Source organism: Rhodobacteraceae bacterium D3-12, assembly GCA_025916135.1.
GTDB lineage: Bacteria > Pseudomonadota > Alphaproteobacteria > Rhodobacterales > Rhodobacteraceae > JAKGBX01.
Map to the genome: position 1 here is coordinate 3,160,692 of CP104793.1, position 16,368 is coordinate 3,177,059.

Consider the following 16,368-nt stretch of genomic DNA (forward strand, 5'->3'; position numbering starts at 1 on the left):
ATAAAGGAGGCGCAGAATGGTTGTTCTGTCGAAAATCTACACCCGCACCGGCGACAAGGGCGATACCGCGCTTGGCGATGGCACGCGCCGGGCCAAGCATGACGCGCGGGTGGCGAGTTATGGCACCTCGGACGAGTTGAACTCCACTGTCGGCCTTGCCCGCTTGCACGCCGAGGGCGATGTCGATGCGGCACTGGCGCGTATTCAGAACGATCTGTTCGACCTCGGCGCTGATCTTTGCCGTCCCGATATGGCGAAAGACGCAGACGCAGACTATCCGCCGCTGCGCATGGTCGATGCACAGGTTGCACGGCTGGAAAGCGAAATCGACGCGATGAACACCGTGCTCGAACCGCTGCGCAGCTTTATCTTGCCGGGCGGGACGCCTTTGGCCGCCCATCTCCACCTCTGCCGCACGGTGGCACGCCGCGCCGAACGGCTGGCCGTGGAACTGAGCGAAACCGAAGAGGTGAACGCCGCCGCGATCAAATACCTCAACCGGTTGAGCGATTGGTTCTTTGTTGCCGCCCGCATGGCCAATGATGACGGCAAATCAGACGTGCTTTGGGTTCCGGGCGCGAACCGCTGAAAGCGGCAGGCCGTCCAGCGGACGGACCGGCGACCGGAAGGGCGGAGCCCCGGCCCCACTAGGGCGGGTGCGAACAGCTGAACGGCTTTCGGCTTTCCAATAAGCCCTCACTCCCCCCTGCCCCAAACCCGAACCGTCGCAAATTCTGTCCCCACAGAGACGCGCGAAGACGGCGGGGTGGGCCGCGCAAACGGTGCGACAAACGCCACGGTAAACAGGGTGGGAGCCGTCTGAGCGCGTCTCTTGTTGCGGCATCGGCTTGGGGTTAATCTTGCTGTCATGCGCACCATTGGAATCGGCCACAACTCTCAAGATGATGCCACCCGCAGGGGGCGGATACGGCGTTGGCAGCAAGCCAAGGCGGGGCTGAAAGGGCCTGCGTTGTCGCAAACCCAGCTTAGGATGCGCATGCGCCGTGCCGAGGAATTGGGGCTGAGCTATCGCCAATATAACGCGCTGGTGCTGGCGAGCGGACGCGATCCGCGGGCCTTGGTGTTTACGCCGGGCGGCATGGGCTTGCGGTTGGAGCGGCGTTTGCGGTTGCCGGATGTGGAGCGCGAAAAGCTGGCGCGGTTGCGCAATTGCCATCTGCTTGCCATCGCCCCGGAGGCCGAAGCGGCGCAGGATTTTCTGGAAGAATTGCGCGACGTTAGCGCCCTGCCCTTTGCTGGAGCGATCGCGTCGCCTGCGCTCGATGCGGGTTGGGGCGCGGTGCGTGCGGCGTTCAAGCCCGCTTTGACGGGCCTGTCGCTTTCCGGTGATGCGCTGGCCATGATTGGCAGCGCCAATTCGCACGAGCCGGGCTGGGCGGCGGCGATTCGGGCGGGGTTCCTGCCCGGTGAGGTTTTCTTTGAAAGGGCCGCTTAGGCCACCTCTCGTAAGGGTGGTTTCCGTTTCGTCATGCGGCCAGATGCCGCCGAAAACGATGCCAGAATTTGGCGGACGCGGCGTCGGTTGGCGCTAACATGACGATTTTACCCTGTTTCCGCGCGAGCGTAGCCTGTAACACAGGCCGGGAGAGCTGGAATCGTCCGACCGGGCGACCATGAACAAGCTGAAGGAGACCACGAGAATGAAGGTGCTTGTGCCTGTCAAACGCGTGATTGACTATAACGTGAAAGTCCGCGTCAAAGCGGATGGCAGCGGTGTCGATCTTGCCAACGTGAAAATGTCGATGAACCCGTTCGACGAAATTGCCGTCGAAGAGGCGATCCGCCTCAAAGAAGCGGGCAAGGCCGATGAAGTGGTCGCCGTTTCAATCGGCGTGAAGCAAGCGCAGGAAACCCTGCGCACGGCGCTGGCCATGGGTGCGGACCGCGCCATTCTGGTTGTGGCTGCCGATGACGTTCACACCGATATTGAGCCGCTTGCCGTGGCCAAGATCCTGGCCAAGGTTGTTGAAGAAGAACAGCCCGGCGTTGTTCTGGCCGGTAAACAGGCGATCGACAACGACATGAACGCCACCGGTCAGATGCTGAGCGCCCTGCTCGGTTGGTCTCAGGCGACTTTTGCCAGCGAGCTCGACATCGAGGGCGACAGCGCAAAAGTAACCCGCGAAGTTGATGGCGGTTTGCAAACGATCAGCGTCAAGATGCCGACCATTGTGACGGTTGATTTGCGCCTGAACGAGCCGCGTTATGCGTCGCTGCCCAACATCATGAAGGCCAAGAAAAAGCCGCTGGATGAGAAAACCGCCGCCGACTACGGCGTCGATGTCACACCGCGCCTTGAGATCGTTTCGACCTCGGAGCCGGAAGCACGCAAAGCGGGCGAAATCGTTGGTTCGGTTGACGAACTTGTCGCGAAACTCAAGGAAGCGGGGGCAGTATAATGGCAGTTCTTCTTCTTGCAGAAGTCAACAATGGCGAACTGGCGATGGACGCCACCGCCAAGGCCGTCACCGCCGCGAAGGCATTGGGTGACGTCACCGTTTTGGCCGCGGGCGCAAGCGCCGCAGCGGCGGGCGAAGCCGCCGCCAAGATCGACGGCGTGGCCAAGGTTTTGGTTGCCGAAGACGCGAGCCTCGGCCACCGTCTTGCGGAATCGACCGCGGCGACCATCGTGGCGCTGGCCGGGGATTACGAACATATCGTCGCCCCCGCCACCACCGACGCCAAGAACGTGATGCCGCGCGTGGCCGCTCTTCTTGATGTGATGGTGCTGTCGGATGTGTCCGGCGTTGTCGATGCCAACACGTTTGAGCGCCCGATTTATGCCGGGAACGCGATCCAGACGGTGAAATCGTCGGATGCCAAGAAGGTCATCACCTTCCGCACATCGACGTTTGACGCCGCTGGTGAGGGTGGGTCTGCATCGGTTGAAACCGCGTCGGCGGCTGCTGATCCGGGCCTGTCGAGCTGGGTTGAAGACAAGGTGGCCGAAAGCGACCGCCCTGAGCTTACCTCGGCTGGTGTGGTTGTATCCGGTGGTCGCGGTGTCGGCTCGGAAGATGACTTTAAGCTGATCGAGCAACTGGCTGACAAGCTGGGCGCTGCTGTTGGTGCTTCGCGCGCTGCGGTTGACTCGGGCTATGCTCCGAACGATTGGCAGGTTGGTCAGACCGGCAAAGTGGTTGCCCCCGATCTTTATGTCGCGGTCGGTATTTCCGGCGCGATCCAGCACCTTGCTGGTATGAAAGATTCGAAAATCATCGTGGCGATCAACAAAGACGAGGAAGCGCCGATCTTCCAAGTCGCCGATTACGGCCTTGTGGCGGATCTGTTTACCGCTGTGCCAGAGCTGATCGAAAAGCTCTGACGGGGGATGGTGGGGTGAAACCCCACCCTACGACATAAGAGAGGCCCGCCGGTTTTGGCGGGCCTCTTTTTTGTTGGCTGTTCGTGAAGGGGTTGGCCGTGTTGGCGGCAGCGCCTGTTCACATGGCTTAAAGCTTGCCAAGCAATGCCAGCGCGGTTTCGTCATGGGCGGCGGGGCCAAGCATGCCCTGTGCCGCCGGGGATTCGAATTCCGAAAAGACCATGCCCTTGACCCCACGCGCGAGGGCCTTGGGGCTTGCCACCACCTCGACCACGTCGCGCACGCGCGGGCGCAACCGTTCGATCATCCAGCGTTCAACCGCGAAGGGATCATCGCGGACCTTGGTCAGGTCGGTTGCCTTTTCAGGCGTGTGATCCGCAAGCCAGAGCAATATGACGTCTGAGCCGAGCTTGGACAAAAGAAACTCCATCCGCGCCAGCCAGGCCTGCTGCACCTCTTGAATGATCAGCGCAAACCGCTCTGGCGCGATGGCGGCCAGACTGGCCAGCATATGGCGCGTAAAGTGGAAGTCGGTAAAATCCACATCACGAAACACCGAGCGCATCAGGGCCGAGGCACGCAGAAACCTGTCATTGCGGCGCGGATGCACCGAATAGAACCGGTTGGTCAGGTTATGCGCCCCCATGACCTGCACCACCGTGGTGCTGGCCTTGGCCGCGATAGAAAGCACAATTTCATCATTCAGAAAAACATCGACCCCGGCGTTTGGCTGTCCGAAATTCACGCAAGGCTTTCCCAGCGCGGTTTCGACCAGAGCCGGAAAAGGATCGGCGATGAATTTGCCGTAGGTTTCTGTCCCTCCGATGAAGGTTAGATACCCTTCGTCAAGCTTGCGCAGAGGTCCGCGAAACACCAGTTTGCTGTCACCATATCGGCACGGGTTATAGTCAAGGAGCCCGCTCCCCAAGTTCTCAAAGGTCATTACACCCACCAAATAATTTCTCACCCGGCGCGGAGAATCGCAGAAACCCCTTACAGAAAGGCTAATGCGCGAATTCATCGCGTTTTTTAGCGATCAGCGGAGGCGCGCGGGGCCGGTTGGCTGGGGGCTAGGACTTGCGGTGGGCGGCGAGCCGTGCCTATTCTCAACCCGACCAGAAGGCATGGGGCAAAAGCATGGACATCAAGAAAGTCGGCGTAATCGGAGCGGGGCAAATGGGCAACGGGATTGCTCATGTGATGGCGCTGGCGGGGTATGATGTGCTGCTCAACGATGTCAGCAGCGAGGCGCTTGAGGCGGCGACCGGGCGGATCGAGAGAAACATGGGCCGCCAAGCCGGGCGCGGGCTGATCACCGACGAAGAGATGATGGCCGGGTTGAAGCGGATCAAGCCGACGCAGGATCTGCCCGAGCTGGGCACCAGCGATCTGGTGATTGAAAGCGCGACCGAGAATGAGGCGATCAAGAACAAGATCCTTGAGGGGTTGGTGCCGCATCTGGCCGAGCATACGATCCTGACCTCGAACACGTCGTCGATTTCGATTACCCGGCTGGCAAGCCGGACGGATCGGCCGGAAAAATTCATGGGGTTCCATTTTATGAACCCCGTGCCGCTGATGAAGCTGGTCGAGTTGATCCGTGGAATTGCGACGGACCAGCCGACTTATGACGCCTGTTTCGCGGTGGTCGAACGGCTGGGCAAGACTGCGGCGAGCGCCGAGGATTATCCCGCGTTCATCGTTAACCGCATCCTGATCCCGATGATCAACGAGGCGTGTTATGCGCTTTATGAAGGGGTGGGCAATGTGGCGTCGATCGACAACGCGATGAAGCTGGGTGCAAACCATCCGATGGGGCCGCTTGAGCTGGGTGATTTTATCGGGCTCGATACCTGTCTGGCGATCATGCATGTGTTGCATGACGGTTTGGCGGATACGAAATACCGCCCCTGCCCGCTGTTGACGAAATATGTCGAGGCTGGCTGGCTGGGCAAGAAGACGGGCCGTGGGTTTTACGACTATCGCGGTGATGCGCCCGTGCCGACGCGCTAAGGCGCTGTTAACGGGGGCGTTGCGAAGCGGAAGGCGGACACGTGACGCGGCGTTCAGTGCCGTGGGGTCAGGCTTTACCCGCCGAGGTGCTCTGCGGTTAGCTTGTCAGTATGGACGCAGACCACATCACCGCAGACCACATCACCATTGAGACCGGTGGCGGCCCGATTGAGGCGCTGTATTACCGTTCGCCCAAGGCGACCACGGTGGCGGTGTTAAACCCGGCGACGGGCGTGCCGCAGAGATATTACCGCCATTTTGCCACGTGGCTGACGGATCAGGGCATTTCCTGTCTCACCTACGATTATCGCGGCTTTGGCGCCTCGGCCCGGGGGCCGATCCAGGACGTGCGCTTGAGCATGGCCGACTGGGGCATTCACGACCAGCAGGCGGCGCGAGATTGGCTGAGTGAGGACCGACCGGGCCTGCCGCTCTGGGTGATCGGGCATAGCCTTGGCGGGTTCATGCTTGGCTATCAAACTGGGCTGGAGCGGATCGCGCGGGTGATTGCGGTGTGCTCAGGGCCGATTCACCATTCGGACCATCCGTGGCCTTATCAGGCCTCGGCGCGGTTCTTCTGGTTTGCTTTGGGGCCCGCGTTATTGGCCACAACCAGCTATTTGCCGGGGCGGTTTTCGGGCTTGGGTGCGGATGTGCCGGGGCCGGTGTTCCGACAGTGGAAACGCTGGTGCACGACGCGGGGGTTTCATTTGGCGGACAAGAGCCTGCCCGCTCATGATGCCAGCGCGTTGACGGCGGAGTTGCGCACAGTATCGCCGCTCGATGACGAGATGATCCCGCCGCATGTGGTTGAAAAGCTGGCCATGTTTTATCCAGAGGCCGCGCAAACGCATGTGGTTCTGGACCCCAAGGCCTATGGGCTGGGCAAGGTTGGGCATCTTGCCATGTTCGCCAAGCGTAACGCGGCACTGTGGCCTGCGATGGTCGGGATTGACAGCGCGGTTTGAAACCGCCGCTTGGCGCGGTATGCTGGGGATACGAAACGTGCGGGGGTTTGCGGTGAAGCGGTTTTTTCGATGAGTGTTGCCATGTTGATCAGTGGGTTGATCAGTGGCGCAGCGATGGCGCAGGACCTTATTGCGCCGACGTATATTTTGGACAGTTACGGTGTCTACTGCGGGATCGAGGGGCCAAAGCAGAAGCTGGCGGCGCCGGGCACGGTGTTGGGCTATATTCAGGTGACCGAAGCGGACACCACAGCCACGGTGCAGACAACGCGGGTGCCTGCCGCTCTTGGGCTGTCGTTCGGCGTGTCGATCCGGCTGGCGGAGGAGCAGAGCAACACGGCGGTCGAGTTTCGCGTCACCCACCCCACGGGTCGGCCCGGTGAGCGGATCACCGAACGCTGGACCACACAGCTTAGCGGTGCGGGGCCGTCGTTGAACCGGTTCGCTTTTGACTATCCCGAAGAGTTGATCCTTGGGCTTTGGGTGTTGGAAGTGGTGCAGGCGGGGGAGGTCGTTTTGCGCAAAAGCTTTGACGTGGTTGCGCCGGAGGCGGCGGCAGATGTCCTGTCGCAATGTTCGGGCTATACGCCGGTTTCGTAACGACAGGAGCAGCGGGAGCGCCCCCTACCCCATCAGCCCGCGACGGATCAGGTTGAGCCCGGCGATGATCAGCACCACCATCGTGGCGCGACGGAACAGGGTTTGATCAATCCGGTCCTGTATCGCAAAGCCGAGTGCCATGCCCGCAAGCGCTGGAAGGCAGAGCGCGACGGAGAAGGGGAATGTCTCCCAACGCATGACGCCAGAGCCGATATGGGCCAGCAAAAGCACCACCGAGCCGAGCCCGTAGAGCACGCCTTGGATGCGTACGGAATCGCGCTTGGGCGTGCCGAGGGCGGTGAGATAGAGCACCGTGGGTGGGCCCCATGTGCCGGAAAACCCGCCCATCGCCCCGGCGACGAGGGCTGTGCCCGCCTCGCTCCGGCGCGAGGATTTCAGCACGGTTGGACGCCAGCCAAAGAGTTGCAGCGTCGTAAAGAACACCACCGGTGCGCCGATCAGGATAAGCATCACCGGCACCGGGATCACCCGCACCATTTGCGCCGAAAGCGCGAGGGCGATGCCGCCCACGATCATGAACAGGCGGAAATCGAGGATCGAGCGCAATGCCTCGGCCGGGCCTTGGCGCAGGGCCTGCCAGCTGTTGGCGAGCACGGTTGGTATGATCAGCCCGGCCAGCGCCAGTTCCGGGGCGATCACGCTTCCCAACAGGGAGATCATGATCATCGGCATGGCAAAGCCGACCACCCCTTTGACCAGACCGGCGAACAGGGTGATCGCAAAGCAAAACACCAAGGCGTCGAGCGAGAGACCGGGCGAGAGCAGGGTAAGAAGTGCGTCCATGGGCAGATGTGTAGTCGGTGTTGCGGGCCGACGCAGCCGCAAAATTCCAGCCCGTTTTTGAACGCCGCGCAAGAAATGAAAAATATCACGCCGCTTTGCAGCATTAATGTTGCGCTGCACCTGCAAAATGACTAAACCCTCCGGGTGACACGCAAGAGAGACTGATTCATGCCCAAAGATATGAGCGGACCCGCCATGACAGACATCCTTCTTCCCGATCTTCTGAGCCTGACGGCGGCGGCGGTTGCGCCGAGTGAAGCCGTTTTGGAAAAAGCGTTGGCCAAGCTGCGCGAAACGGTAAGCGAGGACGGGCGGGTTTCGGCCAAGCTTTTGGAGGCGAACCAAGGTGCGGCGCATGGTGTGGCATGGCTTGCCACCTATGTTGAGGCGCTGCGCCAGATGCAGAAATGGGCCGAAAAGGTCAAAGAAGACGGCAAGTTCGGCGAGGTTGAACAGCTTATCCACCAGATCGCATTCGGTGAATACCTGCACCAGATCGCGGGCGGCATCCCGATGAACCAAGGCGAGGTTGTGCGCCTTCAGGAGATGGGCCTTGGCTGGGACGCTCTAAGCGGCTTTCAATGCGCCGAAGTGCAGACATTGATGGCACGCGGCAACACGCAGCACGCGCGCACAGCGCTTGTCGCGTTGATGCAGGAGCGCAGCGCGGAGATCACCGTGGGCGCGACCGGGCTGGACGAAGAGCTGGAGATGATCCGCGAGCAGTTCCGCCGCTATGCCGTTGAAAAGGTGGAGCCTTTTGCCCATGACTGGCATCTCAACGACGAATTGATCCCGATGGAGGTGATCGAGGAACTGGCCGAGATGGGTGTCTTTGGCCTGACGATCCCCGAGGAATACGGCGGGCTTGGCCTGTCCAAGGCGTCGATGGTGGTGGTGAGCGAAGAGTTGAGCCGTGGCTATATCGGCGTTGGCTCGCTTGGCACCCGCTCGGAGATTGCGGCCGAGTTGATCGAGGGCGGCGGCACCGACGCGCAGAAGGAACATTGGCTGCCCAAGATTGCCAGTGCCGAGATCCTGCCGACCGCCGTGTTTACCGAACCCAACACCGGCTCGGACCTAGGCGCGTTGCGCACGCGGGCTGTGAAAGACGGCGATGATTACCGCGTCACCGGCAATAAGACATGGATCACCCATGCGGCACGCACCCATGTGATGACCTTGCTGGCGCGGACCGACCCGGAGACCACCGACCATCGCGGGTTGAGCATGTTTCTGGCCGAAAAGACGCCGGGCGACGATGCGGCCCCCTTCCCCACCGAGGGCATGTCGGGCGGCGAGATCGAGGTTCTCGGCTATCGCGGGATGAAGGAATACGAGCTTGGTTTCGACAATTTCCACGTCAAGGGCGAGAACCTTTTGGGGGGCGTCGAGGGTCAGGGCTTTAAGCAGCTGATGAAGACCTTTGAGGCGGCGCGTATCCAGACCGCCGCGCGGGCGATTGGCGTGGCGCAATCGGCGTTGGATCAGGGGATGCAATACGCCCAAGATCGCAAGCAGTTCGGCAAGTCGTTGATTGATTTTCCACGGGTGTCGAGCAAGCTGGCTATGATGGCGGTTGAGATCATGGTGGCGCGGCAGCTGACCTATTTCAGCGCGTGGGAGAAAGACCACGGGCAGCGCTGTGACCTTGAGGCCGGGATGGCGAAGCTTTTGGGCGCGCGCGTGGCCTGGGCGGCGGCGGACAATGCGTTGCAGATCCATGGCGGCAACGGTTTCGCGCTGGAGTACAAAATCTCGCGGATCTTGTGTGATGCGCGGATTTTGAACATTTTCGAAGGTGCTGCGGAAATTCAGGCGCAGGTGATTACGCGGCGTTTGCTGGGGTAAGCCTTGGCGGGCGGGGCTTGGCCTGCGCGGTTTGAGGCGTGGGGGGCAGCCTCCACACCGCTGTTATTAATGGGGCAAGCCTCCAAACCGCAGTGATAAATGGGGGCAGCCCCCCAAACCACTGTAGCAGGTGGGGGGCCAGCCCCCACACCCCCCGGGATATTTACAGTCAGATGAAGCATGGGCGTGGTGGGCTTCGGGCCCGCTGCGGTTTTGGGCTGTTGTTAGGGGGCACGCGAAATATGCTGCGGCGGGGCTTGACCTTCCAGTGAGGGGAAGCCCTATCTGAGAAGCGGACAATTCAAAGGACTGCTGTGATGACCGCCCTCAGGGATATGAAGCTTTCGATCGCGAATTTGAGCTGTGCCTCTTGTGTGGGGCGCGCGACCAAGGCGTTGGAGCGCGTTGAGGGGGTTGAGCGGGTTGCTGTCAATCTGGCCACGCAGAGTGCGATGGTTCAATTTGCGGAACCGGCCGGGGCGGGCGAGATTGTCACGGCGTTGCGCGAGGCGGGGTATCCGGCGCGGGAGGCGCGCGTTGTTTTTGAGATCGAGGGGATGAACTGTGCCTCATGCGTGGGGCGGGTTGAGACGGCGTTGGGCGCGGTCGAGGGGGTTCGCGATGTGGCTGTGAACCTTGCCAGCGAAACCGCGACGGTTGGGTTTCTTGAGGGCGCGGCAACGGTTGAGGACTTGCGGGCAGCGGCGGGAGCCGCGGGCTATCCCGCGACGTTGCGCGAAGGGCGCGGGGATGGCGGCATAGCGGAGCGCAAGGAGGCGGAGGCTACGGGGCTGAAGCGGGATTTGTGGATCGCGGCGGTGCTGACCCTGCCTGTGTTTCTTGTTGAGATGGGCGGGCATCTGTTTGCGCCGCTGCATCATTGGATCGCGGCCACGGTCGGGCAGCAGGTGAGCTGGGTGGCGCAATTCGTGCTGGTCACGCTGGTTTTGGTTGGGCCGGGGCGGAGGTTTTATGCCCATGGGGTGCCCGCGTTGTTGCGCGGGGCGCCGGATATGAACAGCCTTGTCGCGATGGGCACGGCGGCGGCGTATCTCTTTTCCGTGGTGGCGACCTTTCTGCCGGGTGTTTTGCCGGCAGGGAGCCGGGCCGTTTATTACGAAGCGGCGGCGGTGATTGTTGTTTTGATCCTTTTGGGGCGGTTTCTTGAGGCGCGCGCGAAAGGCCGCACGGGGGCGGCGATTGCGCGGTTGGTGGATTTGTCACCCAAGACGGCGATTGTGCGCCGGGGCGGGCAGGATGGCGGGGAAAATGGCGGGCAGGATCAGGAGATTGCCGCGAGCGAGGTCGAGGCGGGCGACATTGTTGTGCTGCGCCCCGGGGCGCGGGTGCCTGTGGATGGCATAATTGCCAGCGGACAAAGCCATGTTGATGAGAGCATGATCAGCGGCGAGCCTGTGCCGGTGGCGAAGGCCGAGGGTGACAGCGTGACCGGCGGCACGATCAACGGCAACGGGGCGCTGGTTTTCCGTGCCACAGCCGTGGGGCGCGACACCACCTTGGCGCGGATCGTGCGCATAGTGGAGGAGGCGCAGGCGGCCAAGCTGCCGATTCAGGGGTTGGTTGACCGGATCACGCTTTGGTTTGTGCCCGGGGTCATGGCGCTGGCGGCGGTGACGGTTTTGGTGTGGCTGGTCTTTGGCCCCGCGCCCGCGCTCAGCCATGCGCTGGTGGCGGGGGTGGCGGTGTTGATCATCGCCTGCCCCTGCGCGATGGGGCTGGCGACGCCGACCTCGATCATGGTGGGGACCGGGCGCGCGGCAGAAATGGGTGTGTTGTTTCGCAAGGGCGACGCGTTGCAGGCGCTGCAAGGGGTTGGGATCGTGGGGTTTGACAAGACCGGAACGCTGACCGAGGGGCGCCCGACACTAACCGATTTCGAGCTGGTGGCGGGGTTTGAGCGGGGCGAGGTTTTGCGCCTGATCGGGGCGGTTGAGGGGCAATCGGAGCATCCGATTGCGCGGGCGATCGAGGCGGCAGCGCAAGATGAATGCGGCGCGTTGCCCGCGGTGACAGGGTTTCAGGCCGAGACAGGATTTGGCGTGCGCGGCGACGTGGCAGGCACCGCCGTGATGATCGGCGCCGCGCGGTTGATGGCGCGCGAGGGCATCAAGACCGGCGCGATGACCGAGCGGGCCAAGGCAATGGCAGACGCCGGTAAAACCCCGCTTTTCGCCGCGATCAACGGACAGTTGGCCGCTCTTGTCGCGGTGGCGGACCCGTTGAAGCCGACGACCAAGGCGGCGATCCGGGCCTTGCACGACATGGGCGTGACAATCGCGATGATCACCGGCGACACCCGCGCCACCGCCGAGGCCATCGCAAAGGACGCCGGTATTGATATCGTCGAGGCCGACTGTCTGCCCGAGGATAAGGTCAATGCTCTGGACAGGCTGCGCGGGCGTGATGGGACGCTGGCGTTTGTCGGTGACGGGATCAATGATGCGCCAGCGCTGGCGCATGCCGATGTCGGCTTGGCGATTGGCACCGGCACGGATGTGGCGGTTGAGGCCGCCGACGTGGTGTTGATGCGCGGCGATCTGGCCGGGGTGGTCAACGCGATTGGCGCGTCACGCGCAACGATGCGCAACATCCGTCAGAACCTGTTTTGGGCCTTCGCCTATAACGCGGCGTTGATCCCGGTGGCGGCGGGGGTGCTTTACCCGGCGTTTGGGGTGCAGCTTTCGCCGATGCTGGGCGCGGGGGCGATGGCGTTAAGCTCGGTCTTTGTGGTGAGCAACGCGTTGCGGTTGCGCCGATTGGCACCGCTGATGAAGGAGGCCACGCCATGAACATCGGTGATGTCGCCGAGGCGAGCGGGCTTCCGGCGAAAACCATCCGCTATTACGAGGATATCGGGTTGGTGACGCCACAGAGGGCGGCCAATGGATACCGCCGGTTTCGCGACAGTGATCTGCACAAGCTGCGCTTTCTCGGGCGGGCGCGTGGGCTTGGGTTTTCGATCGAGGATTGCCGCGCGTTGCTGGCGCTTTATGAAGATAACGGGCGGGCGTCGGCGGATGTGAAGGCCATTGCGCGCGACCATTTGGGCGTGATCGAGGTCAAGATCGCGGAGCTGCGCCAGATGCAGGAGACGCTGTCGCATCTGGTGGCGCATTGCGCGGGCGATGACAGGCCCGATTGCCCGATCCTGAACGATCTATCCGCGCCGGAGGTTGGGCGGGGGTAGCGCGCCTTCCCCGCCCCTGCCCCTCCCTGCGCCGTTCGACATGAAAAAACCCGCCCCGGATCAACACCGGAGCGGGCTTTGTTTTGCGTGTTTGCCGCGTGAAAGCGCTTAGGCTTCGGCGGGTTCCCAAGGCCGGGTGAAGGCGCTGAGCGATTTTCCGATCTCTTCTGACGAGGCACCGTTGGCTGTGACCTGCGCCACCAACCCGCGTTTCTTGTCGTCGATCACCGAAGTGACGCGCGCCGCGCAGTTGTTTTTCTCCAAGGTGGCGTTATAGACCCGCGTGATCGCGCTTTTGCGCAGATCGGGTTTGAACACTTTGCCGACCGCCGTTTTGGGCAGTTCGTCAAGGATTTCAACGTGTTTCGGAATCGCCGCACGCTCGTGAATGTGGCGTTGGGCGTGGGCGTCGAGGTCTTCGACCGTGGCGGTGGCGCCTTCGATCAGTTCGACATAGACGCAAGGCACCTCGCCCGCGTGGGCGTCGGGCTGACCGATGGCACCGGCAAAGGCGACGTCGGAATGCGACAAGAGCGCGTCTTCGATTTCGGCGGGGTCGATGTTGTGACCGCCGCGAATGATCAGATCCTTGGCGCGGCCCGTGATCCAGAGGTAGCCATCGGCGTCAAGCCGCCCGAGGTCACCCGTGCGCAGGTAGCTGCGGTTGCCGATCTCGTGATAGAGATCGCGGTTCTTGACCTCTTCGGTATAGGTATTGCCGTCAAAGACACCGGGGTTGGAGACGCAGATCTCGCCCACCTCATCCACCGCCTTTTCAACCGGTCCGCTATCGCCATCCGCAAGGATGCGGATATCGGTATAGGGGAAGGGAATGCCGACCGAGCCAATTTTCTTTTCGCCATCGACGGGGTTGCAGCTTACCAGCACCGTTGCCTCGGTCAGGCCGTAGCCTTCGATGATGTTGATGCCGGTCGATTTGGTGAAGCGGTTGAACAGTTCAAGCGGCATCGGGGCCGAACCGGAAAAGGCGTTTTTCACGGTCGACAGATCGGCATTCACCGGCTTTTGCATCAGCGCCGAAACGGCGGTGGGCACGGTGATGATAAAGGTGGTTTTCCAGCGCTCGCAGAGCTTCCAGAAGTTATCGAACACGCCTTCGCCGCGATAGCCCGCAGGCGTGGGAAAGACCACATGCGCGCCGGATTTGATGACCGCGATCAGGATCACGTGACAGGCAAATACGTGGAAGAGCGGCAGCGGGCACATGATGCTTTCTTCTTCGGTATAAAGCAGTTCGTCGCCGATCCAGCCCTGATAGATAATGCCGGAGTTCTTGTGCTGTGCCACCTTGGGCATGCCCGTCGTGCCGCCGGTATGGAAATAGGCGGCGACGCGGTCTTCCTTGACGTCTTCGAAGGTCAGCGTCTTGGGCTGTTTGGCGATCTCGGCGTTGAAGTCTTTTACATCGGCGTGATGTTTGCCCGGCACCTTGGGACGCACCAGCGGCACGATCCAGCTTTTGGGCGGGGAGAGGTAGCGGTTGAGATCGACCGTCAGGATGGTGTGCACATTGGGCGCGTGGCGCACCGCTTCGGCGGTTTTCTGGGCGATGTCGGTTTTCGGGAAGGCGCGCAGGGTGACCACGACCTTGGCATTGGTTTCGCGCAGGATCGCGCCGATCTGTTCCGGCTCCAAGAGCGGGTTGATCGGGTTGACGATGCCCGCCACCATGCCGCCGATCAGGGCCAGCGTGGTTTCGGTGGCGTTGGGCATGATCAACGCGACGACGTCGTCTTTGCCCACTTTGAGCGAGCGGAACAGGTTCGCGGTCTGGCAGACCTTTTCGTGGAATTCGTTCCACGTCAGGGTTTCGGCCTTGGCATCCGGTTCGGACAGCAGTTGATAGCTGACCGCAGGACGCGAGCCGAACTTGTCGCGGGTCTGGCTCAGCATCTCGTAGATGGTGGTGGGCAGCTCACGCTCCTCGTAGGGCATGGCGTTGGTTACATCTAGGCTGTCTTGCAGCGTGGCAAATGTCATATTGGTCCTCCCCGGCGGCCGCGCGAGGCGGCCTATTTCTCCCTGACGCGTATATTGAAAGGGAATGACGGCTCACGCAAGGGTAGTGAGGGACTCTTCACAGTGGTTTGCGTAACGTCAGTTTGCAAGGCGCGCCCTTGCCCGCATACGGGGCCGCATATGGGGCCGCGTTGGGAGCTGGATTTGGGCGCCGCCCCCTATCCGCTTGCTTTGGCAATGCGCGCTATTTAGACATGGTCGACCTCCCTCTTACAGGACACACGCCATGAAGCTCGCCACTGCCACTTATGACATGACCTGGTTGCCCGATTGGCAGGCTTATGAGGCCAAGATAACCGCTTGGGTGAGCGATGCGGTCAAGCAAGGCGCGGATCTTTTGATGTTTCCCGAATACGGCGCGAACGAGCTGGCCGCATTGGAGGGCGAAGCGGCGGCAACATCGCCGCAGGGGTCGATCGACGCCATCGGCAAGTGGCTGGACCCGTTTGAGGCGCTGTTTTCCAAGCTGGCGCAGGCGCATGGCGTGCATATCCTTGCCCCGTCCGCGCCGGTGCGCGAGGATCAGCGCGTGGTCAACCGGGCCGGTTTCTTCGCCCCCGACGGCAAGGTCGGCTGGCAAGACAAGCAGATCATGACGCGGTGGGAACGCGACGAATGGAAGATCGCCCCCGGCGGGCCGCTGCAAGTGTTTGACACGACGCTCGGCAAAATCGGCATTCTGATCTGTTATGACAGCGAATTTCCCCTGCTGGGCAAGGCCTTGGCCGATGCGGGGGCGGAGGTGATCCTTGTCCCCTCGGCCACCGAGGCGCTGGAGGGGTATTGGCGCGTGCGGGTTGGCACGATGGCGCGCGCGCTTGAGTTGCAGTGTGTGACGGCGATGGCCTCTCTCACGGGGGGCGACCCGCGGCTTTATGCGGTTGAGGAAGACACCGGCGCCGGCGGTATCTTTGGCCCGATGGACAGAGGGTTTCCAGCCGATGGTGTGATCGCGCTTGGTGCGCATGACGTGCCGGGCTGGACCCTTGGCGAGGTTGATCTGCAAAAGGTGCGCGATGTGCGTGCCGATGGCCGGGTTTTGAACCTGAGCCACTGGGGCGAGCAGCGCCCCCGTGTCGAGCAGGTCGCAAAGGTAACGCTTCGCTGATAACCCCCTTGAAAACCTGCTAAAAAGGGCGCATCTAGTGCTCGCCCGCGATATGAGGCGGGTTGTGTAGCAAAGGAGAGACCATGGCCAAGGAAGAACTGCTCGAATTTCCAGGCGTCGTAAAGGAACTCCTGCCGAATGCGACATTCCTGGTCGAGCTGGAAAACGGCCATACGATCATCGCACACACGGCAGGTAAAATGCGCAAGAACCGTATCCGGGTTCTGGCAGGCGACAAGGTGCAAGTTGAAATGACACCTTATGATTTGACCAAAGGTCGGATCAACTATCGCTTCAAATAAGCGCAAAGCGTTATGCGCCATGGGTGAGCGGTATTGCCAATGGCGCGACGCGGCCCGTGTTGGCAGCCGGCACAGTTTGCATGGTCTGCACAGTCGACACCGTGCCCTGACCGATGGGAACAGCACAG

15 protein-coding genes are annotated in these 16,368 nt (G+C 61.8%); 12 read left to right on the forward strand and 3 right to left on the reverse strand.

Translation table 11 applies throughout. The features are described from left to right. Nucleotides 1-16 precede the first annotated feature (16 nt). The 4 genes from N4R57_15695 (at nucleotide 17) to N4R57_15710 (ending at nucleotide 3,346) form a co-directional block, all read left to right on the forward strand. Nucleotides 17-589, forward strand: coding sequence for a cob(I)yrinic acid a,c-diamide adenosyltransferase (locus N4R57_15695; protein ID UYV36438.1), 573 nt, complete (start codon nucleotides 17-19; stop codon nucleotides 587-589). A 279-nt stretch (nucleotides 590-868) separates the two neighbouring features. Beyond that, on the forward strand, nucleotides 869-1,456 hold the full coding sequence (locus N4R57_15700) for a hypothetical protein (GenBank protein UYV36439.1): 588 nt from the start codon (nucleotides 869-871) through the stop codon (nucleotides 1,454-1,456). A gap of 205 nt (nucleotides 1,457-1,661) precedes the next feature. Further along, nucleotides 1,662-2,420, forward strand: coding sequence for an electron transfer flavoprotein subunit beta/FixA family protein (locus N4R57_15705; protein UYV36440.1), 759 nt, complete (start codon nucleotides 1,662-1,664; stop codon nucleotides 2,418-2,420). After that, complete coding sequence (locus N4R57_15710; GenBank protein UYV36441.1) at nucleotides 2,420-3,346, forward strand: FAD-binding protein; 927 nt, start codon at nucleotides 2,420-2,422, stop codon at nucleotides 3,344-3,346. The genes N4R57_15705 and N4R57_15710 overlap by 1 nt, the downstream gene beginning before the upstream one ends. 127 nt (nucleotides 3,347-3,473) lie before the next feature. Here N4R57_15710 and N4R57_15715 read toward each other — a convergent pair whose 3' ends face one another. After that, the gene (locus tag N4R57_15715; protein ID UYV36442.1) at nucleotides 3,474-4,289 is read right to left on the reverse strand and encodes a DUF6473 family protein; all 816 of its coding nucleotides are present in this window, start codon (nucleotides 4,287-4,289) and stop codon (nucleotides 3,474-3,476) included. A gap of 194 nt (nucleotides 4,290-4,483) precedes the next feature. Here N4R57_15715 and N4R57_15720 point away from each other — a divergent pair, with 194 nt between their 5' ends. The 3 genes from N4R57_15720 to N4R57_15730 all read left to right on the forward strand — a co-directional run bounded on the left by N4R57_15720 (nucleotide 4,484) and on the right by N4R57_15730 (nucleotide 6,927). Then, complete coding sequence (locus tag N4R57_15720) at nucleotides 4,484-5,359, forward strand: 3-hydroxybutyryl-CoA dehydrogenase (protein ID UYV36443.1); 876 nt, start codon at nucleotides 4,484-4,486, stop codon at nucleotides 5,357-5,359. 110 nt (nucleotides 5,360-5,469) lie between these two features. Further along, nucleotides 5,470-6,327 (forward strand): alpha/beta fold hydrolase, encoded by an 858-nt coding sequence (locus N4R57_15725; GenBank protein UYV36444.1) that lies wholly within the window; start codon nucleotides 5,470-5,472, stop codon nucleotides 6,325-6,327. A 69-nt stretch (nucleotides 6,328-6,396) separates the two neighbouring features. Next, nucleotides 6,397-6,927 (forward strand): DUF3859 domain-containing protein, encoded by a 531-nt coding sequence (locus N4R57_15730; protein ID UYV36445.1) that lies wholly within the window; start codon nucleotides 6,397-6,399, stop codon nucleotides 6,925-6,927. 24 nt (nucleotides 6,928-6,951) lie between these two features. Here N4R57_15730 and N4R57_15735 read toward each other — a convergent pair whose 3' ends face one another. Further along, nucleotides 6,952-7,731, reverse strand: a complete 780-nt coding sequence (locus tag N4R57_15735; protein UYV36446.1) for a sulfite exporter TauE/SafE family protein — start codon at nucleotides 7,729-7,731, stop codon at nucleotides 6,952-6,954. Nucleotides 7,732-7,899: 168 nt separating this feature from the next. Here N4R57_15735 and N4R57_15740 point away from each other — a divergent pair, with 168 nt between their 5' ends. The 3 genes from N4R57_15740 to cueR all read left to right on the forward strand — a co-directional run bounded on the left by N4R57_15740 (nucleotide 7,900) and on the right by cueR (nucleotide 12,790). Further along, nucleotides 7,900-9,582, forward strand: coding sequence for an acyl-CoA/acyl-ACP dehydrogenase (locus tag N4R57_15740; GenBank protein ID UYV36447.1), 1,683 nt, complete (start codon nucleotides 7,900-7,902; stop codon nucleotides 9,580-9,582). A 317-nt stretch (nucleotides 9,583-9,899) separates the two neighbouring features. Continuing rightward, nucleotides 9,900-12,392: a heavy metal translocating P-type ATPase gene (locus N4R57_15745; GenBank protein ID UYV36448.1), complete on the forward strand. Its 2,493-nt coding sequence runs from the start codon at nucleotides 9,900-9,902 to the stop codon at nucleotides 12,390-12,392. Next, entirely contained in the window at nucleotides 12,389-12,790 is a 402-nt protein-coding gene (gene cueR / locus N4R57_15750) for a Cu(I)-responsive transcriptional regulator (GenBank protein ID UYV36449.1), read from the forward strand. Before N4R57_15745 ends, cueR begins: the two co-directional genes overlap by 4 nt. 108 nt (nucleotides 12,791-12,898) lie before the next feature. Here cueR and N4R57_15755 read toward each other — a convergent pair whose 3' ends face one another. Beyond that, on the reverse strand, nucleotides 12,899-14,791 hold the full coding sequence (locus tag N4R57_15755) for an acyl-CoA synthetase (GenBank protein UYV36450.1): 1,893 nt from the start codon (nucleotides 14,789-14,791) through the stop codon (nucleotides 12,899-12,901). A 265-nt stretch (nucleotides 14,792-15,056) separates the two neighbouring features. On the opposite strand from N4R57_15755, the gene N4R57_15760 reads away from it, so the two are divergent. Further along, nucleotides 15,057-15,938, forward strand: coding sequence for a carbon-nitrogen hydrolase family protein (locus tag N4R57_15760; GenBank protein ID UYV36451.1), 882 nt, complete (start codon nucleotides 15,057-15,059; stop codon nucleotides 15,936-15,938). An 83-nt stretch (nucleotides 15,939-16,021) separates the two neighbouring features. Beyond that, nucleotides 16,022-16,240 carry a translation initiation factor IF-1 gene (gene infA, locus N4R57_15765; protein UYV36452.1) on the forward strand — a complete coding sequence of 73 codons (219 nt, stop codon included), beginning with the start codon at nucleotides 16,022-16,024 and terminating at the stop codon, nucleotides 16,238-16,240. Nucleotides 16,241-16,368: the final 128 nt, after the last annotated feature.

Excerpts from the sequence above, each read along its gene's own strand:
- N4R57_15695 (UYV36438.1), top strand. The coding sequence starts at position 17 with ATGGTTGTTCTGTCGAAAATCTACACCCGCACCGGCGACAAGGGCGAT.
- N4R57_15700 (UYV36439.1), top strand. The coding sequence starts at position 869 with ATGCGCACCATTGGAATCGGCCACAACTCTCAAGATGATGCCACCCGC.
- N4R57_15705 (UYV36440.1), top strand. The coding sequence starts at position 1,662 with ATGAAGGTGCTTGTGCCTGTCAAACGCGTGATTGACTATAACGTGAAA.
- N4R57_15710 (UYV36441.1), top strand. The coding sequence starts at position 2,420 with ATGGCAGTTCTTCTTCTTGCAGAAGTCAACAATGGCGAACTGGCGATG.
- N4R57_15715 (UYV36442.1), bottom strand. The coding sequence starts at position 4,289 with ATGACCTTTGAGAACTTGGGGAGCGGGCTCCTTGACTATAACCCGTGC.
- N4R57_15720 (UYV36443.1), top strand. The coding sequence starts at position 4,484 with ATGGACATCAAGAAAGTCGGCGTAATCGGAGCGGGGCAAATGGGCAAC.
- N4R57_15725 (UYV36444.1), top strand. The coding sequence starts at position 5,470 with ATGGACGCAGACCACATCACCGCAGACCACATCACCATTGAGACCGGT.
- N4R57_15730 (UYV36445.1), top strand. The coding sequence starts at position 6,397 with ATGAGTGTTGCCATGTTGATCAGTGGGTTGATCAGTGGCGCAGCGATG.
- N4R57_15735 (UYV36446.1), bottom strand. The coding sequence starts at position 7,731 with ATGGACGCACTTCTTACCCTGCTCTCGCCCGGTCTCTCGCTCGACGCC.
- N4R57_15740 (UYV36447.1), top strand. The coding sequence starts at position 7,900 with ATGCCCAAAGATATGAGCGGACCCGCCATGACAGACATCCTTCTTCCC.
- N4R57_15745 (UYV36448.1), top strand. The coding sequence starts at position 9,900 with ATGACCGCCCTCAGGGATATGAAGCTTTCGATCGCGAATTTGAGCTGT.
- cueR (UYV36449.1), top strand. The coding sequence starts at position 12,389 with ATGAACATCGGTGATGTCGCCGAGGCGAGCGGGCTTCCGGCGAAAACC.
- N4R57_15755 (UYV36450.1), bottom strand. The coding sequence starts at position 14,791 with ATGACATTTGCCACGCTGCAAGACAGCCTAGATGTAACCAACGCCATG.
- N4R57_15760 (UYV36451.1), top strand. The coding sequence starts at position 15,057 with ATGAAGCTCGCCACTGCCACTTATGACATGACCTGGTTGCCCGATTGG.
- infA (UYV36452.1), top strand. The coding sequence starts at position 16,022 with ATGGCCAAGGAAGAACTGCTCGAATTTCCAGGCGTCGTAAAGGAACTC.